The organism is Desulfitobacterium elongatum (assembly GCF_055378975.1).
The window spans coordinates 673,888-698,251 of the sequence record NZ_AP038772.1 but is presented as its reverse complement, the minus strand read 5'-3'; the positions used below and the strand labels follow the sequence as shown (position 1 = coordinate 698,251).

General features: G+C 44.2%; 21 protein-coding genes and 4 tRNA genes. All 25 read right to left on the bottom strand.

Annotated elements, in window-relative coordinates; genetic code table 11:
* Positions 1-43: 43 nt before the first annotated feature.
* The 25 genes from clpX to ACZ42W_RS03050 all read right to left on the bottom strand — a co-directional run bounded on the left by clpX (position 44) and on the right by ACZ42W_RS03050 (position 24,334).
* Positions 44-1,309, bottom strand: a complete 1,266-nt coding sequence (clpX, locus tag ACZ42W_RS03170; RefSeq protein ID WP_464168433.1) for an ATP-dependent Clp protease ATP-binding subunit ClpX — start codon at positions 1,307-1,309, stop codon at positions 44-46.
* Between the two features lie 39 nt (positions 1,310-1,348).
* Entirely contained in the window at positions 1,349-2,629 is a 1,281-nt protein-coding gene (tig, locus tag ACZ42W_RS03165) for a trigger factor (RefSeq protein WP_464168432.1), read from the bottom strand.
* Between the two features lie 432 nt (positions 2,630-3,061).
* Positions 3,062-3,601 (bottom strand): carbonic anhydrase, encoded by a 540-nt coding sequence (locus ACZ42W_RS03160; protein ID WP_464168431.1) that lies wholly within the window; start codon positions 3,599-3,601, stop codon positions 3,062-3,064.
* A gap of 35 nt (positions 3,602-3,636) precedes the next feature.
* Positions 3,637-4,818: an MGDG synthase family glycosyltransferase gene (locus ACZ42W_RS03155; protein ID WP_464168430.1), complete on the bottom strand. Its 1,182-nt coding sequence runs from the start codon at positions 4,816-4,818 to the stop codon at positions 3,637-3,639.
* A gap of 175 nt (positions 4,819-4,993) precedes the next feature.
* Positions 4,994-5,076, bottom strand: a tRNA-Leu gene (locus ACZ42W_RS03150).
* Positions 5,077-5,223: 147 nt separating this feature from the next.
* A complete protein-coding gene (locus tag ACZ42W_RS03145) occupies positions 5,224-6,579 on the bottom strand; it encodes a DUF5667 domain-containing protein (protein WP_464168429.1) in 1,356 nt (451 codons plus the stop codon).
* A 262-nt stretch (positions 6,580-6,841) separates the two neighbouring features.
* Positions 6,842-7,198 carry a cupin domain-containing protein gene (locus tag ACZ42W_RS03140; protein ID WP_464168428.1) on the bottom strand — a complete coding sequence of 119 codons (357 nt, stop codon included), beginning with the start codon at positions 7,196-7,198 and terminating at the stop codon, positions 6,842-6,844.
* A gap of 254 nt (positions 7,199-7,452) precedes the next feature.
* Positions 7,453-8,832, bottom strand: a complete 1,380-nt coding sequence (locus ACZ42W_RS03135) for an FAD-binding oxidoreductase (protein ID WP_464168427.1) — start codon at positions 8,830-8,832, stop codon at positions 7,453-7,455.
* Positions 8,833-8,851: 19 nt separating this feature from the next.
* Positions 8,852-10,153 (bottom strand): FAD-binding oxidoreductase, encoded by a 1,302-nt coding sequence (locus ACZ42W_RS03130; RefSeq protein WP_464168426.1) that lies wholly within the window; start codon positions 10,151-10,153, stop codon positions 8,852-8,854.
* Between the two features lie 124 nt (positions 10,154-10,277).
* Entirely contained in the window at positions 10,278-11,522 is a 1,245-nt protein-coding gene (locus ACZ42W_RS03125; RefSeq protein ID WP_464168425.1) for a (Fe-S)-binding protein, read from the bottom strand.
* Positions 11,523-11,743: 221 nt separating this feature from the next.
* A complete protein-coding gene (locus tag ACZ42W_RS03120; RefSeq protein ID WP_464168424.1) occupies positions 11,744-12,385 on the bottom strand; it encodes a hypothetical protein in 642 nt (213 codons plus the stop codon).
* 395 nt (positions 12,386-12,780) lie between these two features.
* Positions 12,781-13,563, bottom strand: a complete 783-nt coding sequence (locus ACZ42W_RS03115; protein WP_464168423.1) for an IclR family transcriptional regulator — start codon at positions 13,561-13,563, stop codon at positions 12,781-12,783.
* A gap of 358 nt (positions 13,564-13,921) precedes the next feature.
* Positions 13,922-16,000, bottom strand: coding sequence for an RCC1 domain-containing protein (locus ACZ42W_RS03110; RefSeq protein ID WP_464168422.1), 2,079 nt, complete (start codon positions 15,998-16,000; stop codon positions 13,922-13,924).
* Positions 16,001-16,173: 173 nt separating this feature from the next.
* Positions 16,174-16,249: transfer RNA gene (locus ACZ42W_RS03105), tRNA-His, on the bottom strand.
* A gap of 15 nt (positions 16,250-16,264) precedes the next feature.
* Positions 16,265-16,341, bottom strand: a tRNA-Arg gene (locus ACZ42W_RS03100).
* 38 nt (positions 16,342-16,379) lie between these two features.
* Positions 16,380-16,457: transfer RNA gene (locus tag ACZ42W_RS03095), tRNA-Pro, on the bottom strand.
* Between the two features lie 94 nt (positions 16,458-16,551).
* Entirely contained in the window at positions 16,552-17,160 is a 609-nt protein-coding gene (locus ACZ42W_RS03090; RefSeq protein ID WP_464168421.1) for an XTP/dITP diphosphatase, read from the bottom strand.
* An 18-nt stretch (positions 17,161-17,178) separates the two neighbouring features.
* Complete coding sequence (rph, locus tag ACZ42W_RS03085; protein WP_464168420.1) at positions 17,179-17,901, bottom strand: ribonuclease PH; 723 nt, start codon at positions 17,899-17,901, stop codon at positions 17,179-17,181.
* Between the two features lie 150 nt (positions 17,902-18,051).
* The gene (locus tag ACZ42W_RS03080) at positions 18,052-18,993 is read right to left on the bottom strand and encodes an alanyl-tRNA editing protein (protein ID WP_464168419.1); all 942 of its coding nucleotides are present in this window, start codon (positions 18,991-18,993) and stop codon (positions 18,052-18,054) included.
* 109 nt (positions 18,994-19,102) lie between these two features.
* Complete coding sequence (locus ACZ42W_RS03075; protein ID WP_464168418.1) at positions 19,103-19,753, bottom strand: O-methyltransferase; 651 nt, start codon at positions 19,751-19,753, stop codon at positions 19,103-19,105.
* A gap of 151 nt (positions 19,754-19,904) precedes the next feature.
* Positions 19,905-20,186: a hypothetical protein gene (locus ACZ42W_RS03070; RefSeq protein ID WP_464168417.1), complete on the bottom strand. Its 282-nt coding sequence runs from the start codon at positions 20,184-20,186 to the stop codon at positions 19,905-19,907.
* A 249-nt stretch (positions 20,187-20,435) separates the two neighbouring features.
* Positions 20,436-21,659: an HD-GYP domain-containing protein gene (locus ACZ42W_RS03065; protein ID WP_464168416.1), complete on the bottom strand. Its 1,224-nt coding sequence runs from the start codon at positions 21,657-21,659 to the stop codon at positions 20,436-20,438.
* 94 nt (positions 21,660-21,753) lie between these two features.
* Positions 21,754-23,001 (bottom strand): methyl-accepting chemotaxis protein, encoded by a 1,248-nt coding sequence (locus tag ACZ42W_RS03060; RefSeq protein WP_464168415.1) that lies wholly within the window; start codon positions 22,999-23,001, stop codon positions 21,754-21,756.
* 117 nt (positions 23,002-23,118) lie between these two features.
* Positions 23,119-23,508, bottom strand: a complete 390-nt coding sequence (locus tag ACZ42W_RS03055; protein ID WP_464168414.1) for a nitrite reductase — start codon at positions 23,506-23,508, stop codon at positions 23,119-23,121.
* 82 nt (positions 23,509-23,590) lie between these two features.
* The gene (locus ACZ42W_RS03050) at positions 23,591-24,334 is read right to left on the bottom strand and encodes a nitrite reductase (protein ID WP_464168413.1); all 744 of its coding nucleotides are present in this window, start codon (positions 24,332-24,334) and stop codon (positions 23,591-23,593) included.
* Positions 24,335-24,364: the final 30 nt, after the last annotated feature.

Here is a 24,364-nt window from a genome sequence, read left to right as displayed (position 1 = left end):
CAGTTAATTCTGGATAACAGCCTTTTGTAACAGCCATTCAAGCTTAAGCGGACTCTTCCTTCTTACTCTTTTTCCCTTTATCCGTTGTCACAAGGAAGGGCTCTTCCTTCTTTAGGATGACATCCTTTGTGACGACGCACTTGGTGACATCAGTGCGAGAAGGTAGATCATACATCACATTAAGCATAATCTCTTCAACGATCGCTCTCAAACCACGAGCACCTGTGTTCCGGCGAATCGCTTCCTCTGCGATGGCAGTGAGTGCTTCTTCTTTGAACTCTAGGGCGACACCATCGAGTTCGAGAAGTTTCTCATACTGCTTCACAAGAGCATTCTTCGGCTCGGTAAGAATCCGAACAAGTGCGTCTTCATCCAAAGCATCGAGCGTAACCATGACAGGTAAACGGCCGACAAACTCAGGAATAAGACCAAATTTGAGAAGATCTGCTGGGAGGAGCTCCTTGAGCGTTTCTCCAATGTTCTGCTCGCTCTTCTTCTTGATCTCAGCACCAAAGCCCATATTCTTTTTGCCTATCCGACCTTGGATTATCTTTTCAATTCCGTCGAAGGCACCCCCGACGATAAATAAGATATTCGTCGTATCGAGTTGGATGAACTCCTGATGTGGGTGCTTACGTCCACCCTGTGGTGGGACACTTGCAACCGTTCCTTCGAGGATCTTAAGAAGAGCTTGTTGAACCCCTTCCCCGGAAACGTCCCGAGTAATGGAGGGATTCTCGGATTTACGCGCAATTTTATCAATCTCATCGATGTAGACGATGCCTTTTTCAGCCTTCTCTACATCATAATCAGCCGCTTGGATAAGTTTGAGAAGGATGTTCTCCACGTCTTCCCCGACATAACCAGCTTCAGTCAAAGAGGTTGCGTCTGCAATTGCGAAGGGGACGTTTAAGACTTTCGCCAACGTGGAGGCTAGTAAAGTTTTACCAGATCCTGTCGGCCCTAGCATCACGATATTTGATTTTTGGAGTTCGACATCATCGATCTTCATTCCAAGGTTAATCCGTTTATAGTGGTTGTAAACGGCAACTGACAGTGCTTTTTTTGCTTCATCCTGCCCGATCACGTACTGATCGAGAATTGCCCGGATTTCCTTAGGCTTCGGAATATCTCCGATTTCCACGCCTAAGTCTTCACTGAGTTCTTCCTCAATGATTTCATTGCAGAGTTCGATACACTCATCGCAAATGTATACTCCAGGGCCCGCGACTAACTTTTTGACTTGGTCTTGAGTTTTGCCGCAGAATGAGCATTTAAGCTGATTCTTTTCGTCGTTGTACTTTGCCATCCTCTCACCTCTCTACCACAGAATACCCTTGCACGTAGGTTACGCCTGTTCAACCAGGAAGCTTACCGTTTTCTCGGAAACTAAGCTCTGACGATACAGATTTAGCTCCCTACGGGCAAGAAGGGCCTGTTTTAAGTTTTCTGCACTGGTTTGATAACGCTCGGCGAGTTTCGCTAACTCATCATTTAATTCTGCTTCGTCGACCTGAATTCCTTCTGCTTTTGCGATTGCTTCTAAAACGAGTTCAGTTTTTACGTTTTCAGCGGCTTGCGGACGGAATCTCTCTCTCATTTCTTGTTCGGACGTACCGATATAGTAGAAATAAGTTTCCAGGTCAAGTCCTTGATTAGAAAGGTTTTGCTCCAAATCTTGAACCATCGTATCGACACGGGTATGGATCATCGCCTCTGGAATTTCAACACTTGCATTCTCGACAGCCTTAGCAACGATGGCATTGCGATACTCGGATTCTGCGCGTTGTTCTGCTGCTTTCATCAGTTTGTCTCTCAAATCCGCTTTCAATTCATCAAGGGTTTCAAATTCACTAATATCTTTAGCAAATTCATCATCAAGCGGAGTGAGTTCTTTTCTTTTTATCTTATGCACCTTAACCTTAAACAAGGCATCTTTTCCTTTAAGGTCTTCAACATGATATTCATCTGGGAAGCGAACGTTGACATCGACTTCTTGGCCAATTTGAGCACCGATAACTTGCTCTTCAAAACCTGGAATAAAAGAGCCAGATCCGATGACCAAATCATATCCTTCGGCTGTGCCCCCTTCAAAAGGAACCCCCTCCACAGAGCCAGCGAAGTCAATGGTGACGCTGTCTTTGTTCTCGACAGTGCCTTCTTCAAGGTTAACTACTTTAGCGTGTTGCTCTTGCTTACGCTTCAAGTCTTCTTCAACTTCTTCGTCGGTTACCGTTGCAGCCGTCTTCTCAACGTCTAAACCTTTATATGTCCCGAGTTCTACTTCAGGTTTTACTGTGACTTTTGCTTTAAAAATGAGATCCTTACCATCTTCCATTTGGACGAGATCAACCTCTGGACGATCAACGGGTTCGATTCCCGTCTCATCCACGGCCTTCGTATAAGCCGGTCCGAGGAGATCGTCTACCGCTTCATTGAAAAGTGTCGCGGTACCAACATGGCGCTCAACCATTAAGCGTGGAGCTTTGCCCTTGCGGAACCCAGGAATATTTACTTTGTTAGCAAGTACTTTTGCAGCTTTATTAACAGCCGCACTAAAGTCTTTCGCATCCACGGTAACTTCTAATTCAACCGTGTTCTTCTCTATTTTGTCCATCTTAACCGACATTTGTGCTCCCCCTTAAATACTTCCTTTGAACCCAAATTCTATGTAAACTAGCGAGCGTTATTCCGCCACGCAACGACAGATTGAAATGGGTGCAGATATTTCAAATTTTTTGAGGATAAAGTTAGTTTATCCGAAAACACCTCAAGGCAAACTTGACATTTTTCGTCAATTACTACCTTTTAAAGCTTGATTATCCCACATCACCAGAAGAGGGGAACTTGGCGTTCCCCTTTTCAATCAGGTTTCCATAAAGTTTTTTCAAAGGTATTAATAAGCAAATTTACCTGACCATTCTATCAAACAACGCGCCGAAAATCAAGCTTTAGGCCTATTTGACAATGATTAACTCTAAAAAACACGTTCTTATTAACGTAATCTCCTCGAGTCACCCCATCTTAACTCATTTTAAACTTCTTTAGAACGGCTGAGGATCTAATTCTCCCGTACAAGCAAAATAGCATTATCCTCAATTCTATAATAAAGCGGTGCCACCAAAAGGTTTGGATACCTCTGGCGAAGTCTCTGAGCTTCAACCAATACAAAATCGATTTCATTCCCGATTTCATAGTGAGGTGCGAAGTTCATAAAATGCTGCTCTGCAAATTCTCTCTCCCACCCAGAGCGGATAAGTCCTTCAACGAACGCCTCTCGTTTACTTACGAGATTCACCATTCCACAGTGATTGTGGGCAAGCAAGGCAATTGCCTCAACCCCGCCAATCGAAACGGCATAGGAAACCTTGAATTCACTGTACCGGAGATTTCCCCCACCCGTGCGCAAGATAAAAGCAAAGTTTTCAGGAATTCTTAGGGATTTTCGATTATCCATACACATACCGATGAGAAGCTGTGCCTTCTCCACAGGTTCAAGTGCTCTGTTTAGATTATGATATTCGAGCAAGTCACCTATAGGCGTGTTTCTACATTCAGGCGGGATATCTTCAGAGGAGTGAATTTCAATAAGTCGATTCATATAGGCTTAGCTCCCATCCAATAGCTCATTTCTAGCTAACTTTGAAGTACTTTCTCTACCCGTTTTATTTCTTTTCTTGCTGGAAGTGGTTTATCTTTTAGCAGGGAAAAAATATAGTTCACTGCGCTATCTGCAGCATTCCCAGGTAATGCCTTGGCCGCAGCTTCACGCATTTTAGCCATTTCTTCGGGATGGGAGAGAAGATGATGAATCGTAGTTTCTAATTCCTCTTCCGTCTGCGCTAGTCTTGCTGCTCCGATTTTTTCTACGAAATAGGCATTTTCTTCCTCTTGCCCTGGAATAGGTTTATAGATAATTAGGGGAAGCCGTTTGGTGAGAGCCTCTGAAACAGTGAGCCCTCCAGCTTTTGTGATAATCATATCCGCAACGGTCATGAGTTCTTCTACATTCTTTATGTACCCAAAACGATGAAGCGGGTTTCTTCCCTCTGACATAAGTCCATCTAAGGATCGATAGAGTTTTTCATCTTGACCGCAAACCACTAATACTTGGACCGGCTCTTCAGCCTCCACTAGAATTTTGCATACTCCTTTTGCTCCACCCAAGACCCCATAAGCTCCCCCCATTACCAGGAAAGTGAGGCGTTTCGGAAGGAGGTTAAAGCGATGGGCGAGTTCTTCACGGTCAAGCTTCTGTTCAAACTTCGGACTCACCGGAATTCCTGTGAGTCGAATCCTCGTCGAGTCAATTCCACGACTGGTTAGACCTTCGAAGACATCTTGGTTCCCTACGATATACAAGTCGACCCCTGGGTGAACCCATTGGCTATGAACAGCGTAATCAGTAACTATCGATACAATCGGGACCGGAAGAGTCCTTTTTAAGCGTAGCTCACCTAGGACTCCCGCGATGGTCGGATACGTACAGATAATAACATCAGGCCGTAGTTCATTGATATAGTCGAGAAATTCTCTGCGTCCCAGAATATTGATGAGATGTTGCAATACGGAATCGGGGCGGATCTTCGAGGTTCGGTAATAAAACTTCCCCCAGAGTCGCGGAGTATGTTTAATCAATTCAATATAGGTATTCTTCACAATTTTATTCAGTGTCTTACTCAAAAAGGCTCCAAAATCCAGGTGGGTAATCTCAGCCTCAGGCGCTTTTGCTCGGATAGCTTCAATCGTCGCCTCCGCTGCTCGAACATGACCCGCTCCAAAGGTCGCAGAAAATACTAATATGCGTAATTCCCCCACGAAAAAAGTCCTCCTCATGGTACGTTAACCTTTTCCTCCATTTTAACCCAAAATCGGGAAATCTCAAAGTTAAGGTTCACATAAATTTTCATTTAATCTTTCTTGAGGTCATTTCAAGGCGACTAAATAAAAATCGCCTAACAAAGAATGTTAGACGATCTTAAACTTCTTAAATTGGTGCGAGAGACAGGACTTGAACCTGCACGGTTTCCCGCTGGAACCTAAATCCAGTGCGTCTGCCAGTTCCGCCACTCTCGCATTTGCAGTGATAGCTGCAGATATGATTATATCTTACTTCGCCAAAGTTGACAAGCTTTTATGAATATATTTTTCTGTAAAAATAAGGGAATGCAAATTATATATCTAGTAAGAGACCGCAGAGGGATATCCTCTGCGGTTCTACACTTAGTCGCGATCATGATTTCCTTTGTCATTCTTATCGCGATCATTATCATTACGGTCAGATTTGTCATCATTAGAACGATTTTTCTCGTCACGTTCTTCATACTTCTTTTGTTCCGAAGTATCCTTTTTCACTTCTGACTTTTGTACATTTTGACCTTGGACTGGCTGAACTTTTGCGGGCTGAGCTTGGACCGGTTGTTGAACCTGTTGCTGTTTAATGGTTTGAGTAGCAGCTACCTTTTGAGTCTCTTCAGCTTTTACATCATCCATTTCTTGCTTGAAATTTTTATAATATCCAAAGGCATGTCCGTTAGGGGCCTTTTTCACACCTAAAGCTACTTGGAATTCACGCAAAGCCATTTTTGCTTCCTTTGAAAGAGCTTTTAGTTCTTCCTTTGTGAGCTTTGTATAGACTTCATCCGAGTTAGAATCCTCAGTTCCTGTTACTTGAGTATCCGTAGTGTTAGTGTTTGAATCTGTAGTTACAGGAGTTGCAGAGTCTGTATCTGTAGTAGTTTCAGCTTGCTCATTTTCATTAACTTGAGCATCCTTATTATCCATTCTTTCAGCCTTCGCAACGGCTTTCTCCATCGTACGGACGATATTTAATGCAAGTCTTTGAGCTGCTTGAGGAGGAAGCTTTTCGAGGAGCTTTTCCAAGACGACTACATTCTCTTGATTCACTTTAGCTAATACAGCTTGAAGCTTTTGAGATTCTTCTGATTCGGTATTCTCAACTTTTCCCAAGTATTCCTGGGCCTCTGAGATCTTTTCATTGTAGCGAGTTAGCGCTTTCTCAACGTACTCCACTTTTTCAACATCTTCAACGTCCTTATTGTCCACGTTTTCAGCTACTTTCGCAGCTTCAGCAAGTCTCTCACACGCATGCTTTTCAATGAGCTTTGCCTTTTTCACAGGGTCAAAAGTAAGTGCAACCTGGATTTTCTCAATAAGACTATCAAACCAATATAAGGGAGAATCTGGCGTGGTTCCAGGATCAACTGTTTCTCCGTTTTCATCAACTACAGGGGTTACTTCTGTACTCGTATTGGTTGTATCTGTTACGGGAGTTTCATTGTTAGTTACATCTGTTGTATTAGTACCTGTTGTATTAGTACCTGTCGTATTAGTACCTGTCGTATTAGTACCTGTCGTTGTATCCGTCGTTGTATCCGTCGTTGTATCCGTCGTTGTATCCGTCGTTGTATCCGTCGTTGTATCCGTCGTTGTATCCGTCGTTGTATCCGTCGTAGTTACCGTAGTGTTAGTTGGTGCTGTCTCCGCTAATACGACTCCTGAAGAGACCGGAAAAGCCAGCAGAGCTGCTGTGAGTACAATAGCGATTTGCTTTTTCATAATTAGTATCCTCTCCTTTTATCATTGTATCTCCGAATTCGGTTGTGACTTCAGCGCCTGTACACTCTATAACTACGTACTATTTCTCTCTTTTTAAGGGGGGTTGTCCACACGTTTTTCTTTAAAGATAAAAAAACGAGGGGCAGTTTCTCCATTTGAAGAGACTGTCCCTCATTTTACTTAGCATGCAATCGTTTTGTGATAAGACGCAATCCTTTTGCGATTGTGCTATCTCAAGTCCATGACTATTTGTTCTTAGTTCTTAGTTGTTAGCCAGCTTTTCTGTTTGCACAGGTACTGGGCCCGCTATGCCAATGAAGACGAAGCGATCCTTGCCCGTATTTCTCATTCCATGTGTTTGGCCTGCTTCAGCGAGAATGGCCATACCTTTAGAAATCTCTACCTCTTTGCCATCACCGGCAAAGTATAGGCCAGACTCTCCTTCGATACAAATCCAGACATCATCGGCATTGGGATGCATATGTAAGAACACTTCTTGACCCGGTTCTAAGCACCACATAGCACCTAGAGTCTTATCCGATTGGTAAACAAGAACTTTCTGTGGTACATTCGCGTCGAACTGAGCAAGTTCTCCCAGATCAAATAATCTTTTTTCCATTCTGTAACCCTCCAAATCTAATTTTTGAGGAGATAAGCTCAATAGATCTCATCGTCCCTATAGAATAGGTTAAAAAATTAAACCTAATAAACTATTATTAGATAAAAGTTTTAAAGTTGTCAATGATTTTAAAAACTTCATCTAAATATTGGATAGAATATTTGATAAAAATATATATTAAAAAATACAAAGCACCACGAAAAATCGTGATGCTTTGTATTTATTTTTTTACTATCTTTGTATTTATTTTTTTACTATAATGAGAAAATTTTACCGGGATTAAAGCGGTTTTGAGGATCAAAGCTTCTCTTAATTTTTCTAAAGGATTCCATCGCTTCCGGTTTAAACTCCGAATCAAGATACTTCTTCTTAACGACTCCGATTCCGTGCTCACCACTTATCGTACCGCCGAGACCAAGAGCCATCTTACAGAGCGCCTGTTCTGCGGCATGGACGGTTTCGACTTCCTCCTTATTCCGTTGATCGAAAAGAATCAGCGGATGAAGATTTCCGTCACCGGCATGGGCTACAACTCCGATCGTCACACCAAAATCTTTTGCGACTTTAAGGACTCCCTCAATCGCTTTCGGGAAATTACTCCTCGGAACCGTAATATCATTCACACCATACGACGGTCTAACGCGAGCAACAGATCCGAAAGCAACGCGTCGACCTGCCCAAATTTGATCGACTTCAGCTGCTGTTTGCGCCACTTTAAATTCTCTCGCATTGGCTTTCTTGGTGATTTCGCCAATCGTCTTGACTTGCTCATCCATATCTTCCGGATATCCGTCAATCTCAATAATGAGAACTGCTCCAGCGTCACGGGGAAGCCCAGCATGAACGAAATCCTCAGTCGTATTGATAAGGAGGTTGTCCATTAATTCGAGAGTTGTTGGGATAATACCGGCTGCAACGATATCAGCAACCGTTTGCGAAGCATCTTCAACTTTGTTGTAAATAGCTAGCATGGTTCTCTTGGCTACTGGTTTCGGTAAGACACGGAGGATAATCTTCGTTACAAGTCCCAAGATTCCTTCCGAGCCATTGAAGATCCGAGTTAAGTCATAGCCCGGCTCACTTTTAAAGTTACGTCCCCCAGCGTTAATGACTTTGCCATTCGGGAGAACGACTTCTACACCCAAGATATAATCGCGGGTAACCCCATATTTAAAACACCGGGGTCCACCTGAGCATTCAGCGAGATTCCCTCCCAATGTTGAGGCCTTATAGGAAGACGGATCTGGGGGATAATAAAAGCCTTTCTTTTCGAGTTCGAGTTGGAGGTCAAAATTGATGACTCCTGGTTCAACGACCGCAACGAAGTTTTCAGTGTCGATTTCAAGAATTCTATTCATACGAGCAAAGTTAATAACCATAGAATTTTCGGAAGGAATGGATCCACCACTCTCATTCGTTCCAGCACCTCTAGGAATAAGATTAATATTTTGCTCGTTCATTAATTTGACGATTTCAACGACTTGTTCCGTTGTATGCGGGAAAACGGCTCCTAACGCATCACCAGATAATAACGTGCCATCATAACTATACGAGTACAGACCTACTTTGTCTGTTACCACGTTTTTCTCCCCAACTATTTCTTTCAAGCGATTGATAATCGATTGGGATAACATGTTCAGCCCTCCTTATCTTTTAACCCTGCAGGCTTACCCCAGGATTAAGAATTCCTTTGGGGTCAAATTGTTTGCGAAGTTCATTGAGCAGTGCTGTGGTGTCAGACCACATTTCCGCATCATTATAAGCTTCACACATCATTTTGTGACCAAGAAGGCCTGTGACATTGCCACCCAAGGACATCGCCATTTTATTGACTTTCTTAGCCATTGCCATCTTGTCCGCATTCTCCGGTAGCAGTAAACGAGCAAAGCCTAACAGCCCTTCTACGACAACTCCCGGATAGGCTCCAAGGTCTCCAATAATTCCTTCTAATTGATTGAGCGCTTGAGGCATTTTCATCGGACCCACAGCAAATTCGAGAACTTGCTCAGGCTTATTATTGAGGACCTGACGAACCTTCAACCAACCGTTAATCACATTTTCATAGCCTTCAGCATCATTAATGATTTGAACGTCAGTTCCACCCCCTAAGGTGAAAACAGCAGCAATTTCATTAGCCATGTTTTGAGAAGACTGAACGAATCCTTCCAAGTCAATCAAAGCAAGGTGACCTTGACCCGGAAGAACGTCTTTCACCAAGCTTTCGCTGATCAGATTCATCCGATCCGGATGGATGTTTCGTTTAATGAGCGTATTGAAGGTTGCATTGGCTTTGTGCATTGAAGCAAAGCGACCTACTACAACCCTCTTCGCTGCAGGCGCTGGTAAGATCTTCACTAAAAGCTTTGTGAAGATCCCGAAGGTTCCTTGGCTAGCTACTGCGAAGTGGATGAAGTCTAAACCAGAAACGTTCTTAATACATTTGTTTCCGATTTCCATAATCTCACCGTTTGGAAGAACCATATCAAAGCCTAAGAGGAAAGTCCGTGTCGGGCCATACTTAAAGGTCTTCGAATCAGAATCCCCGATTGCAAAGCAGCCGCCAATGGAGCTTGTATCCACTTCATAGGGTTCTGGTGGGAAATACAGTCCTGCTTCCCCGACTTGCTTAAGAAACTCTTGATGAGTCATTCCAGGCTCAACTACGGCTACAAGGTTCTCATGGTCCATCTCAACGATTTTGTTCATCCGACTCATTACTAGGGCGATTCCACCCTCTAAGCCTTTAGTATCCACAACATAACCTGCTACAGAAATCTTAACATTCTTCTCGTTCGCTAGTTTAACGACGCCAGAAACTTCGGTGGTATTTCCAGGGAAAACGACCACTGCTGGGTTTCCATTTCCCTTAAGGTATTTTGCCATTTCCGAAGGGTTATCAATGACATTTTGGTCGCCGACAATCCCTTGTAATAGACTCGAAATTGAGTTGCTCATGACTACCCGCCCTTCCATCTTTTCTAGAATTTGCGGTGTGGAAATGTTCCGTATTACACCATTTAAATAAATCTTTAACATAGGAGCCAGACCATCATTTGGTAATTCGGCTACTTTTCAAGGCTTATCCTTCGTATGCTTTTGCCATTAAATCTGCAACGTGCATTACTTTTTGGTTCTGACCCGCAAAGTTAATTCCACCTTGTATCCGCATCATACAAGCAGGGCAACTGGTAGCCACGATTTCAGCTCCAGAATCCTGGATGTTTTGAGCCTTCTGATGGGTAATATCTGTGGAAATCTCATGATAGAACGCTTGGACAAGACCAGAAGCTCCACAGCAACGGTTTGCTTCGTTCATCTCGATATATTCAACCCGAGGTAGCATTTTAAGCATCTGACGTGGTTGTTGGGTAACTTTAATTCCACGAACCATGTGGCAAGGATCATGATAGGTTACTTTAACTGGGGAGGAGTTATGAAGTTTCGACTCGTCGACCCCAATTTTAGCCATATACTCAGAGAACTCCACCACTTTACTGCAGAATTGTTGAACCTTTGGTAAGTAAGCTTGATCATCTGCAAAAAGTTTGAGGTAGTCATCTTTAAGCATTGCTACACAAGATCCGCAGGCAGCTAGAATGACATCGGCATCTTTCGCTAAGAATGTCTCAATGGTCTTCTTAGCATTGACCTTAGCGGTCTCAAAATCCCCGTATGCATATTGAGGAAGTCCACAACAGACTTGATCCTTCGGAATAGTCACATCACAGTCATTCTTTGTTAAAACTTTAATAACCGAATGTGCAGTATGATCTAGGGAATGATTTAAGAAGCAGCCAACATAAAAGGCAACTTTATGTTTCGGATGCTGAACGGTAATCTTCTCAGGGACTTGCTCAAGAAAAGGTACTTTGGCAACATTCATGCCTTTGATATCGACACCGCGGAAGTAATCTACACCATCAACCTTTGTCAGAACACTTTTACCCATTCCACCAAAAAGTTTAAACGCACGTTCCAACTTTTTCGGATTAGCTAGGGTTTTAAGAGCAAAGGATTTCGCAAAAGGTTTAATCCCCTTTTTGAGTTTCAGATCGCGACGCGCTGCAAGAACGAGTTCATTACCCTTTACCCCACTCGGACAGGCCACCCCGCACTCTCCACAAAGCAAGCAACTCATGATGGCATCCTCATAATCTTGATCCGGTTCGAGTTTTCCATCGGCCACTGCTTTAATCAGTTGGATTCTCCCCCGTGCAACTGTGGTCTCAGCGCCATTCACTTTATAAGTCTTACAAGCTGTATGGCAGAATCCACACTTATTACACGTGTTGAGCATTTCATAAACGTCTGCTAAAACGCTCACTTAAACTCCCCCTTCTTTGTAGATGGTCAGACCACCGTATTAAATAGATTTTTAATTGCGCAACAATTCTTGCTACTGGGATTATTATAACTCGTCATTTAATTCTTTCATAGGCATTGTGAAAATGTTCTGTAAGTTTTTTTATGTACAAAGCAAATATTTCGGTGACTAGAAACAGCAAAAACCCACCTCACAAAAGAGTGAAGTGGGTTCTACGATTCCTATTTAATCGTTTTGAACGGACTAGGATAATTCCTACAGAACCGGTTAAAGCCGAATACATACGTCGCCATCTTCTCAGGTCGAAGGGTAAACCATTCTTTTATATCTGCCCGCTCACCAAAGCGATTCTCAGCGATTCCCTCGGTACTAATCCATCCGCGGGGGCCTTCTTCGCAGAGGGACAACTCCCAACCCACAAGCTGGTTATCCTTTTCTACAGGTAAAATATTCAGTCCACAGCGAGCATGATAAATTTCAATTAACTTAACAAAGAGACCAAATAAAGAATCATTATATCCTTCGTCTACTGAAGAAGGAAGCACAAAATCTTGAGAAATCTCATCTGCTAACGCAACGATTCCTTTTTCTACAGAATACCGTGCGCCAATCGATGCTCTTAACGACCCGTAACCTAGGGTCCCTGTATTTAATTCGAAACACAAAGGTTGTTCAACACCCGTCAAACGAAGCTTAAGCTCTCCGTTGGTGAGTTGCCAAGTTCCTGATAAACGTTTTAAGAGAAGCTCAGCAAGTTGAAACGACAGAATATGCGCTGCCACCTTATTTTCGTCTCTCAAGGTACATCCTTGACACTCTTTCGTTGGATTATAGGATGGTAAAGTAAGTCTCATAGCGTTCATTCCGTCACTCTCCTTAAATTGTTTCTTCATACTTCCTTTGGTCAAAAGCCACTTAGGGCTACCTAAAGCACTAAGGATCACTCACTTGTCTCACATTATGAAACTACGTTTCATAATAATGTTAAAAAAGAGAAATGGGTTTAAGAAAAAAGGGATCAAACAAGGAATAGAAGTGTTCCATAATATGAAACTTCGTTTTGCATTATGGTGAAATTTAATGCCTCAAGTTGAAGAATAAAATTGTATTCATCCTACCTGGAGCATAAATCGTTTCACTATTTAAAACGTTGTTTCAATTGCCTTGTGTTTCTATTATCGCTTGAAGATCCCAAAACGTCAAGAGTAAATTTTCTAAAAACATTTATTTCTTCAATTCATTATTTTCCCAAATGGTTTTACTTTCCTGGATTCTGATAATAATTGAAACCCAACTTCGTGGAAATAAGCTCTCCAGCGCGTTTTAATTCTTCCCCGATCCTGTCGATTCCCTTCTCTCTCATTCGGGCAGCTGGTCCAGAGATACTAATAGCACCAATAGCACGACCAGAATAATCAAAAACAGGAGTACCCAAACAGATAATCCCAATCTCATTTTCTTCATGCTCCACAGAAATCTTACTCTCCCGGATCTCATCGAGATTCTTAATCAGCGCTTCCGGCTCTGTGATTGTATAAGGAGTAAAACCAGGCATCCCTTTAGTTTCTAAGATGCGTATGACTTCCTCATTCGTCATAGTAGACAGAAGAGCTTTCCCAACAGCAGTACAATGCATAGGTGCTCTGCGCCCTACTTTTGAACGCATACTAACCACATGTGAACTCTCTCGCTTATCGATATACACTACTTCACCATCATCATGAAGTACCAAGTGAACGACCTCATCCAAAGCCTTTGCAAGGTCTTCTAAGACCGGTCCCGCCACTTTACGAATCTCTAGATCATTGAAGAAGCGAATTCCGAGTTCTACGATTTTAATCCCAAGCTTGTACCGCTCATTATCTTTCTCTTTCTCGACATAACCACGATAACATAAGGTCTGTAAAATTCGATGAACCGTACTCTTGTGCAGACTTATACGGTTGCCAATCTCTGTAACTCCTAAGGGTTCTTCCGTATGGGCAAGAACTTCAAGAATATCCAAAGAGCGCTCTAACGTTTGAACATATTTTTCTGCCACGATAATATCCTCCGATCGACTGGTAGTTTCATCCAACGAAACTCCGTTTCGAATATTCTTCTATGAAACAGTATGACTTTTTTAGAAAATTAAGTCAAGCAATGATTTTCATTTTATCCTTCCCTGAAGGAAAAAACTCACTAAAGAAGTCCTAATACATTACGATAATAGATTCTATATCTTATTTCCTCACTTGACAATACTCAAGCTTCAAGCGATTCTGCCAGCCAATGAGATCCTTCGAATCTCATTCTTCAAAATCAATGGGAAAAGGTGTCCGATTTCTCGGACACCTCTATGGAATAAATCCCTATAATAGTTCCTTTGATTATAGATTCACATGGCTAAAAAAGAGTGCTTACTTCAAGAAATTAGCCTTTACCCCTGTATAAACCTCTTCTGTTACTGCGCCTTGTCCACCTAGAATGACAACTTTCTTTGAGGTCAAAGAACTCAGGTATTTGGAAACTTCTTCAGGGATCTGATTTTGCTCGACCAAAATGATCGGAGATTCTGTACTTCCCGCGAATACCGATCCCGCTAATGCATCAGGAAAATTAGTTCCAGTGGCCACGAAGAGATTGGAACTGCTATCTCCAAAGAGTTCGTGTGCGATCATCGAAGAGGTTTCATAACGGTTTACACCTCCTAAACGGCGCAGCTCAGCCTCAGGGAAAAGCTCCTTAAGCTTTTCTTCGACTCCACGACTCACGACTCCTTCACCCCCAGCAATCGTGATTCCTTCTGGTTTTAGGTTTATTAAATATTCAAGTGTCTCTTCAGGAATCTTGTTACCTTCTACAAGAAGCAAGGGAATCCCATACGCTGCTGCGTAAGGGGACATTGCTAGGGAATCAGGGAAGTTTTCCCCTGTCGCGATGATCACTTCTCCTCCTTGAACAGAATTTACTTCTTCAGCGATTGCTGCAGCCGTAGCATAGCGATTCTCTCCAGCCAGGCGTTTGACCGCATGCCCATATGGATTGCCCCTAAGACTTTCTTCAAGACGATCAGAGACAACACCCTTCCCACCGAGAATATAAATTGTTCCTTCTGGGGACAAAACTCGGTAAATTTCCTTCAACGTTTTTTCGTTATCTGAATTCGGATCGACCAGTAAAAGTGGCGCATTCACCAGACCACTTAGACTTGCCCCTGCAAGTGCATCCGGAAAATCTTCGCTAGTAGCAATTAATACAGCATCTGCACTCTGACCCGTTGGCATCATTTTTTTCGAGATGGCTATTGCTGTATCTATCCGATCTGCACCCGATAGCCGTACATCCTCGGGTAGAATCGTATCCACTACTGGTCCCGGTAGGGCTCGGGCATTTGCCGTCCCATCTCCGAGCAACCCATAATTCGGACCCCAAGTCAGTAGCGCGCCATCTGAAGCAATGACGGTATAATTTGAACTTGATGCAATCTCCTTAACCTGCATCAACCCCTGTACTTTCTTGGGACTAAGAAGCACTTCATAGCCAAGATCGTAATCCGCCGGATTTCGTCTCGTCCAGTCCGTTCCCCAAACCCAAACCTGCCCCTCTTGGTCCAGGGCCATCATTTCATTCACGCCAGCAGAAATCTTTTGGATCCCATCAAGCCCCACGACCTGAACAGGGGAACGGCGATCCTCGGTTGATTGATCTCCTAATTGGCCCCTTCGATTACTACCCCAGGTCCAGACCGTTCCGTCCGCTTTAAGAGCAGAGGAAAAATAATGTCCTGCTGAAATCGCAACAATCTCGGACAAATCCGCTACTTGAACGGGCGTAGTGCTGAAATAATCTGAGCTACCCGTACCTAGCTGCCCAGACGTATTATCTCCCCAACTCCACACTGTTCCATCACTGAGTAGCGCAAGCGTATGAAAACCTCCTGCAGAAACTGCGATAACCTCATTAAGATCTTTTACCTGTACAGGAGTAGTAGAAAAGTTGGTTGATCCATCCCCTAATTGTCCTCGATCGTTAAGCCCCCAAGTCCAAACGGTCCCATCCTTCTTCAAAACCACAGTATGGATATTCGCTGATATATCCTTCACATCCGATAACTGGCTCAGTTGTACCGGGGAATATTGAATCTGCCTCGAACCTTCATTGAACTCTACTGGCTTCATTCCCCATACCCAAACCTTCCCTTGCCCATCTAAGGCTACGGAATGCATCCCTCCAGCGGAAATCTTTTGGATATTTTCTAGGCCTACTACTTCCACACGGTAAGGTTTTGGAATTGTAGTTCCATCCCCCAGTTGACCCCCTTGATTAATCCCCCAGGTCCAGACTTTCCCCTTCTCGTCAAGTGCCATCCGATGCTGTCCACCTGCCGAGATAGCTGTAAAGCCCAGCGAGTCCGCCATTGCGGCCCGTGACATTACAAGTGGTGTTGCTATCAATACACAAAGTACCAAAGCCATCATCTTGAAACCTTTTCTCATCCTTTGCCTCCTATTTATGACAAAAATTATATCGTTCAATTCGAACTGTTCGCTGATTCCCATTGTGTTCCTCTTGGCAAATGATGGACAAAAAAAAACCTTCCCAACTATACCCTAATTACGGACAATAAACAAAAACACCGGAAACTAAGTTCCGGTGTATCTTTTACGTATGGGGTGGATGAGGGGACTTGAACCCCCGAGTGCCGGAGCCACAATCCGGTGCGTTAACCACTTCGCCACAACCACCATGTTAAACTTTAATGGTGCGCCTGGAGAGATTCGAACCCCCGACAACCTGCTTAGAAGGCAGATGCTCTATCCAACTGAGCTACAGGCGCATAAGCCTCTCACTAAACCCAGACACCAATGAAAAAAATGGTCGGGGCAGAGGGATTTGAACCCCCGGCCTCCTGCTCCCAAGGCAGGCGCGCTAGCCAAACTGCGCTATGCCCCGTTCAGTGACAATGATTATTCTATCTGATTCGGGCATCATAGTCAAGCATTTCTTGAAAAAGTTTTTTAATTTTTTAGGTTAAAATTTTTAGGTTTTAGAAACTTTGATGTCCCTGCATAAGTTCCCTAAGGATCGGAATCGCCTTTTGAAAAGCTTGAGCTCGATGACTTAATTTATTCTTTTGACTGACATTAAGTTCAGCCATCGTTCGTTTAAAATCTGGAAGATAAAAAAGCGGATCATAGCCGAACCCTTCTGCTCCGCGGCGCTCCTTTAGTATCCGGCCCTCTACTGTTCCCTCTGTCAGAAACTCTTTACCCTCTGGAGTAGCAATCACGAGGGCACACCGGAAACGTCCGCTCCGTTGTTCCTCTGGTACCCCCTCAAGTTCCTTTATAAGCTTCTCATTATTCCGCTCATCATCCTTAGGCTCCCCAGCATACCGCGCAGAGTACACACCGGGCGCACCCTTTAAAGCATCAACTTCTAGCCCCGAATCATCCGCTAAGGAGATTAACCCAGACCGCTTCGCCGCAACTCTTGCCTTCAGCGCAGCATTCTCAGCAAACGTCTCCCCTGTCTCCTCGACCTCTTCCCAGTTAGCAATATCCCGCAAAGACATCACTTCAATCTCTTCCCCTTGAAGAAGCTCCTGAAGCTCCTTAACCTTGCCAAGATTCTGGGTTGCAAGCAATATCTTCATGAAACCAATCCTGCTTTCTTAAAGCTTCTTTAACGCCGCCTTCTGCTCTCCCATCAACTCACGGATCCCTTTCTCAGCTAGTACGAGGAATTGATCTAATTCCGCCCGATCAAAAGGAACTTCCTCAGCAGTCCCTTGGATTTCGACGAACTTTCCTGCCCCTGTCATGACGATATTCATATCAACCTCTGCTTTTGAATCCTCTTCATAAGCTAAATCGAGTACAGGAACGCCCCCGACCTTACCAACAGACACAGCAGCGAGGGTATCCTGGATAGGGATTTCTTTTAGAACTCCCTTTTCGACTAGACGATTGAGCGCATCGACTAAAGCAACGTAAGCACCTGTAATCGAAGCTGTTCTAGTCCCTCCATCGGCTTGGATGACATCACAATCAAGCCAGATCGTCCGCTCCCCTAACTTTTTCAAATCAATCACGGAACGTAAAGCCCTCCCGATAAGACGCTGAATCTCCATTGTCCTTCCCGTGAGTTTCCCCTTGGTCGCCTCACGTTGATTTCGAGTATGAGTAGCTCGTGGGAGCATAGAATACTCTGCAGTCACCCAGCCCAGGCCACTTCCTTTTTGGAAAGAAGGAACCTTTTCTTCTACAGTTGCTGTACAAATTACTCGAGTCATCCCGACTTCGATCAACACAGAACCCTCTGGAACTTGGGTAAACCCTCTGGTAATTTTTACAGGGCGCAATTGATTTGCTTCCCGACCATCAAATCGTTTCATTTTTCCTGAAACCTCGTTTCTTATATTTTCATTAAACTCTTAAGCTAATAAGACAGCTTTCGTGTAAGAGTATCTGAGAAAAAATAAATGAAATGTGCAAAAGATATTCGCTCCGCACTAGTACCTCTTAAATTCTATGTAAAGGCGCCTCTAGGTAGACAGCCCCTGATTCCTTCCACCGATCAAGTCAACGGAACGATTGGGCCCATCATCTCCGACGATTCCCGCGATGGTATACATCCGTTGAATAGGATCAAAGCGAAACTCCTTAAGCAGATGGAAACCCTTAATATCCGAGGTCCTCTTAATATGAATGCGTGGACCCGTACAGGGATAAAGAATTTCTCCCATCCGGATATGTTCCTCATCAGAAAAGCAAATGGGCAAGTCCGCTTGAATCAGTTCTCTTACCCGTTGCTCCACTATATCGAGATCGATATCGGGTTTCTCCGGTAGCTCCAAGACAAACCCATGCTTAATATCACTATGAATCTCTGGATGCTCCAATCCCATCTCCTCGAGAATCATGGAGGTGATATCTTCTGCACTATGGGCCATCCGTCTGTACTTAATCGATTCAAAAACTATCTTTGCAATGCTCTGAGGCTCTGGACCAAAAACCGTCGGACGGGTTACAATCACTTCCTCCCCGATGCCAATCAGAACTTCTGCATTGACTCCCAAAAAGGGGTAAACCAGATCGAAGTGTTCAATCACCACACGTCGACCCTTCATAACCGCCTTTTTGATGGCCTCCGCAATCTTCCAGGGTTGCGTAAAAGCTGATTCAAATCGTACATCCAAATGATAGGTATGGCATCGAAAATGATCTCGTTCTGCGTCTTCCATCAGGGGAAGGGGTCTAACGTTAATCCCGTCGTCATCGTTGGTAAGCTCTAAACCCGGAAACATCCCCCGGATAAGCAGCGACTTACCCGCTCCGGCATCCCCTAAAAAACCAATCAACTTATCCTCTGGGCTTAAATACCTCTGCTGTAAATTCGTTCCCAGAAATAGCAGGCGTTTTTTCCCTCGTGGGGCAAAGTAAACCGCCTGCATTAGATGTTCATGTACAAATAGTGTCGGCACCATCGCCACCGCCTCTCCGAAAACCACACTACTCTTATTGTAGACAGGTAGCTGGGATTTGAAAAGATAGGGATGCAGGTTTTAATCGTATTCTCATCCCAATAACGATAAATTATGCGCCCTTCCGTACACTTACCGCCAACCCATCCCCAAATGGCAGTACACTCGTCTGGAACTCCGGATTCTGAGTCAACTGACTCAAAAACTCGCGTAAATGCCCAACCATTCGGTCATACTTTGGTGCAAATTCCGATCCCGGAACCACCCAACCCCGAAATAAGACATTATCCACGACAAGCACTCCACCCACACTCATCAAGGGGATGACAAGTTCAAGATAATCAAGATACTCCCCTTTCGCCGCATCCACAAAGGCAAAATCGAAGGTCCCCTGCTGAAAGCTCGGCAGAATCTTCCGCGCATCCCCCATATGAACCTCAATCTTCTCTGCTACCCCTGCTCGAACGAAGTACTCCTTTGCCCGCGTCGCCCGATCCACATTCATGTCGATCGTGATAATCCTTCCCTCTCGCTTCTCTAAGCCCTTAGCCAACCACAGTGTTGAATACCCAATCGCAGTACCCACCTCAAGAATACGAGAAGCCCCGCTCACCTTAACAAGCCAGGCCAAATAATTCCCCACAGGTGGTGTAACGACAGGAATGGTCTCCTTTAAAGCCTGCTCCTCCATCTCTAACAACAACTCATCTCGCTTGGGCAGCAAATCCCCGAGATACTGTTCCAACTCAAAAGAATAAAACACTTTGGCACCCTCTTCAGTCCTGATTCATCAAGGATTAACATCCCTTATCCCTTTTCTTGGTATGATACAGCACTTAAAACGAAATAACAACTTATGCAAAACCATACGCAAGAAGCCGCATGTTCAATGCGCAGCTTTCTCAGTTCAACCATCAATCACGAGTAACAGTAACTTCTATCTTATTATCATAGTCAAAAATACCAACATAAATGGTTTCATCAACCTCGACGGAGTCCCCTACCTGTTTTAGAGTAAACGTTGATAAATTAGCACACCTTTGATTGGCAATTCCTTTATCGCTTTTCGTGTAATAAACGCCTTCTAAATAAATATCTCTTTTTTCTTTACTGCAAACATCCTCAAAGGCAGTCTTAATGCCTTGAGGAAGAGCTTCGTATTCTTCCATGACCTCAGCATCATTAAATTTAATCACTTTTTACCTTCCTCCTTGGCGTATTTTTTAGTTTTTAGAAATCTAAATGAAATTGAAAATAATAGTGAATTTTTTTTAGGAGTTAACTAATTCTTATATATAATAGTACATTAAAAGCATGCTACAAAAAACATATAATTATTTTATCCATGAACCACAATGGGGAAATGAAAAAACAGACCCCGAAAACGAGATCTGCATTAAACTATAAATCACTTTTTTAACCACATCTCACAGCTCATTGATATTCTACACTAATACCCTCCGTGCGACCTCCACGAGCTCTGCATCCACTGACGTCCCGGCACCTCTAGATATAATCTCGAGAGCCTCGCCGGCACTTAGTGCTTCCCGATAGGGCCGTTGTTCAGTCAGAGCAGTATACATATCAGCAATAGTCATAAGCCTTGCCCCAGTATCTAAGCCTTCAGCTTTAATACCAAACGGATAGCCATACCCATCGAGGCGTTCATGATGGTACGCCGCCCACTGTGCTATATGGAGTGGAAAGCCAGCCCCCGCAAGCAGGTGGTAGGTATGATAGGTATGCGTTCTGATAATCGCGACCTCATTGGGGTCGAGTCGTCCCGGCTTGTCCAAGACCTTTTGCGGCACGGAAAGTTTACCTAGATCATGGAGTAAACCAGCAACCCGAATCTCCTTGAGCTCTTTCATTTCCCAGCCCAAGCCTTGAGCCAATCGCTCTACATTCTCAGCCACAGAACGGGAGTGTCTCGCTGTAAAATCGCTTTTTTGGTCGATTAGGTCCGCAAAGGTCGAAGCCAATTCAAGAATGAGCTTATTATCCGTATTTTGCGAAGTCGGCATGTACCACATGTTAAAAAGAAGGCCCAAGGAAGTCTGAAGCAAATCCGTCTGTTCCAGATCAAGCCAAAACGCCTCACGACGAGCTGTCTCGATGAAAGCAGGGATAACCTCAGGATAAATTTGATTTCCCTCTTCGGCTTTTACCCACTGAAAAAGACTTTCACGGTCTGAATGATTCATAACCTTCCTGCACAGGTTGACATCGATCTTATCTGCAAGAGAGAGGATTTTCGCCATAAGCGTAACCTCTTTCTGTTCTACTCCTAAGGCTGAGTACGCCGGGTTCGGGGATTCATGATGATAGCGAACAGCTTGGGCAAGGATATCTCCATCCGGGAATCTCTGGACGATGTTTGCACCTAATAGACAGTGTTCCTTGACCAAACCGGGTTTTCCATGGTATTGGTGAAATCCCCCGACCGCGCCGACATCATGCATCAGACCGGCGATCAAGACTTGGATAAGCTCCTTTTGATTGAGCCCGAGACTTCTCCCGATACTAAGGGCGATATATCCAACCCTCTCCCCGTGCCTTTGTCCGATCGGGGCATTAAAGCCCTTTTCAATCTCTTCATCCACTAAGGCAAGATCTAAGGCTTTTGAAAAACTCCACATTCTGCGAATATATAAAGCATCTGTTATCACGCAAATTTCCTTTCTGATCCGAATTCCCTGACTTGCCCCTCTCCTACGTTCTGAAGCTCAACCAGAGACCCCTTGGATCGAGATATTTCTCTGGCTATTCTCGAATTCCCATCTGAGCAAGTGACGTGGCAGAATTCGCTACATCTTCAGAGGCCGCTCCGATCTGCCCAGCCGTCATAGTAAGGGAATCAATTTGCGTAGCAATTTCACGTACTTGTTGGATACTCGAATTTATCGCCGACATAATATCCCCGAAGCGGGTCACAACGCCCTGGGCCTCGGCCGCAGCCACATGCATTTCTTTCGTAGTATCTTCGATTGATTTATTAACAGCCACCGTATTTTGTCTCGCCACTGTAATCATCGCACTGATTTCTTTAACGGACTGTTCAGAGTTACTCGCAAGTTTTTTTACTTCCTCAGCAACGACTCCGAATCCACGTCCAGAATCTCCAGCTCGCGCCGCCTCAATCGCCGCATTTAAGGCCAGAAGATTCGTCTGGGAAGCAATCTCCTTAATGACGTCCGTAATATTGGCAATGCGAGCCGAACTTTGATCGAGCTCCGACATCTTTACCTGCATCTGCGCAGTCATATCAGCAAGCCCGAGGATTCGCTCTGCAATCTGTTGGATCTTTTGGGCTCCTTCCCGAGCGAGACTGTCCACCTGCTGGGAAAACTCTGCGGCATCCCCCGCGTTGTGGGATATCTGTTCAGTCGCTTCATGCATCTGAGCTGCAGAAGCAGCCGTCTCCTCGGACGTCGCAGCTAAGGCCTGGCTTGCCTCACTCACACGACGTTGCAAGAGGTCGATTTCCTCATAGGCCTTCTCTAGTTCGGCTTTCTTATCTATCTCAGAAACGTAAGACTGGATATAACTCGCCATAACCACTTGCTGGTCAAAGCTAAAAATCCGAAGGATCGCTAGACTTAAACGCAAGGCCTGCTCAGACTTCTTGCGATAATGCTGGTGTATGCGTGGCAGGATCAAATCATACAACGTTTGGTAGGAGCTCATGTAATAAAAGGGAGGCAAGTTAATCCGATTATGGGCATTGCCGATTTTTACCCGTCCCATAATAAATTCTTCATCGATCTTATCGGGAAAGATAGAAAGCAAATATTTTTTCTGAGTCACAGCTAGGCGCTCGAGGGTTGAATACTGATCGATAATCTCTCTCAACTTCGGGATCTTCGTAATATGAGCATAGAACTGCTGAATGATCACATCAACATCCCGCTCCAAAATGGGCTTGAACTCTTTTAATAGAGCGAGCTCGTTATTATCTAGTTTTAGTAGTTTAATTGATTCCTCGAGATCGAATTGGTGAAGCTGAATCATAATTTTTCCTCTCTTCTATCCAATAATATATCTTCGTAGGTGCAGTGTGCCTAGACAAGTGAATCATCTGGTAAGATTTAACTCAGTCTACTCATTTAGAAGTAGACCTTCATGCCTTTAGTTTACTGCAGCCTTATCCTTATCTGTCACGAAATCCTTGCCATAGACTAAGATTCCAAGCCCTGTAAGAACAACATTGACAGTACAATAGGCGTCATGCTCTTCGAGCGGACAATCATCACAGATGCTTTGAACCTCATTGAAAGCATCCAGTAACTCCATCTGGTTGTAGCGTTCCGATTTCAAAGGAACACTTCTAAACATATCGAGAATATCGTCTGGAATCTTATCCGAGAATTTCTCCCCCGTTTGGGCTGCATATCCTAAGAATTCCTTCGCCATAAACAATTGGCATAGAGCCGAACAACGACAGCCTGAAGTACAGGCCTTGTCCATTTTGGAAAACGCTTTAAATGCGGTGAGCTTACTAAAACCTTGACGCCCCATCGTTTTATCTCCTCTCATGATCAACACCGTTTGTTCCATTAAAGTTGTTCTATGTAATACGTCCTACTAAATACTATGTTTTTTATTCTAGTGTTTCCGCTATCGCATTAACGAAATGCTCTCGCCCTACTTTTTCGATCACTCGGTAGAGACGAATTCGATGCCCAAGCTCTTCCTTATAGGTCTCGCCGAGCTCAGAGTACTCCTCCAAGATCCGGCGGATAACCGCCAGAACCTTCTCACGCGGAATCCCTTTTCGAACGAGTTCTCCATGTCTAGGAGCTGCACCAGACTCAGTTCCCCCAATCCAGAGGGAGTACCTTCCTCTCGGTTCCGCCATTAGCCCGACGTCATGGCAATGCACACCCGAGCAATTTCTTGGGCAGCCTGAAATCCCAATCTTAAAATCCCAAGGGAGTACGGTTCCATAAAACTCCTGATCCAAGGCAGCCGCTAACTCAAGCGTATCTCCCCGGGAATTGCTTGAAAGCCCCTTGCCTGGACACGCCACAATATTGCGTACACTGCTATGCAGATTAGCCACCCGCAGCTCGGCCAGCTTCAACTTTTCTAAGGCCTCTCCTACCTTTTCCCGAGGCAAAAGTAAGACCGGAGCCATCCTCCGACTGTTTTTAATGATGCCCTCTTCCCCGACAATTTCAGAGATGATCCGCAACTGTTTTCCAGTCAAGACACCACCTGGAGCGTTCACCAAGATAGCGACCACTCCATTGGCCTGCTCTGTGATTCCCCACTGAATCTTAGATGAGCTACAAATCCCCTCCGTAGTCCACTCGTATCTTTCATTGCGTTCTAATGTCCCCATGAAATCCTTCCCTTCCTAATTAAGAGATCC

Bases quoted from the DNA above. Each gene is read 5' to 3' on its own strand.
- clpX (WP_464168433.1), bottom strand. From the start codon at position 1,309: ATGGCAAAGTACAACGACGAAAAGAATCAGCTTAAATGCTCATTCTGC.
- tig (WP_464168432.1), bottom strand. From the start codon at position 2,629: ATGTCGGTTAAGATGGACAAAATAGAGAAGAACACGGTTGAATTAGAA.
- ACZ42W_RS03160 (WP_464168431.1), bottom strand. From the start codon at position 3,601: ATGAATCGACTTATTGAAATTCACTCCTCTGAAGATATCCCGCCTGAA.
- ACZ42W_RS03145 (WP_464168429.1), bottom strand. From the start codon at position 6,579: ATGAAAAAGCAAATCGCTATTGTACTCACAGCAGCTCTGCTGGCTTTT.
- ACZ42W_RS03140 (WP_464168428.1), bottom strand. From the start codon at position 7,198: ATGGAAAAAAGATTATTTGATCTGGGAGAACTTGCTCAGTTCGACGCG.
- ACZ42W_RS03135 (WP_464168427.1), bottom strand. From the start codon at position 8,832: ATGTTATCCCAATCGATTATCAATCGCTTGAAAGAAATAGTTGGGGAG.
- ACZ42W_RS03130 (WP_464168426.1), bottom strand. From the start codon at position 10,153: ATGAGCAACTCAATTTCGAGTCTATTACAAGGGATTGTCGGCGACCAA.
- ACZ42W_RS03120 (WP_464168424.1), bottom strand. From the start codon at position 12,385: ATGAACGCTATGAGACTTACTTTACCATCCTATAATCCAACGAAAGAG.
- ACZ42W_RS03110 (WP_464168422.1), bottom strand. From the start codon at position 16,000: ATGAGAAAAGGTTTCAAGATGATGGCTTTGGTACTTTGTGTATTGATA.
- ACZ42W_RS03090 (WP_464168421.1), bottom strand. From the start codon at position 17,160: ATGAAGATATTGCTTGCAACCCAGAATCTTGGCAAGGTTAAGGAGCTT.
- rph (WP_464168420.1), bottom strand. From the start codon at position 17,901: ATGAAACGATTTGATGGTCGGGAAGCAAATCAATTGCGCCCTGTAAAA.
- ACZ42W_RS03080 (WP_464168419.1), bottom strand. From the start codon at position 18,993: ATGGTGCCGACACTATTTGTACATGAACATCTAATGCAGGCGGTTTAC.
- ACZ42W_RS03060 (WP_464168415.1), bottom strand. From the start codon at position 23,001: ATGATTCAGCTTCACCAATTCGATCTCGAGGAATCAATTAAACTACTA.
- ACZ42W_RS03055 (WP_464168414.1), bottom strand. From the start codon at position 23,508: ATGGGGCGTCAAGGTTTTAGTAAGCTCACCGCATTTAAAGCGTTTTCC.
- ACZ42W_RS03050 (WP_464168413.1), bottom strand. From the start codon at position 24,334: ATGGGGACATTAGAACGCAATGAAAGATACGAGTGGACTACGGAGGGG.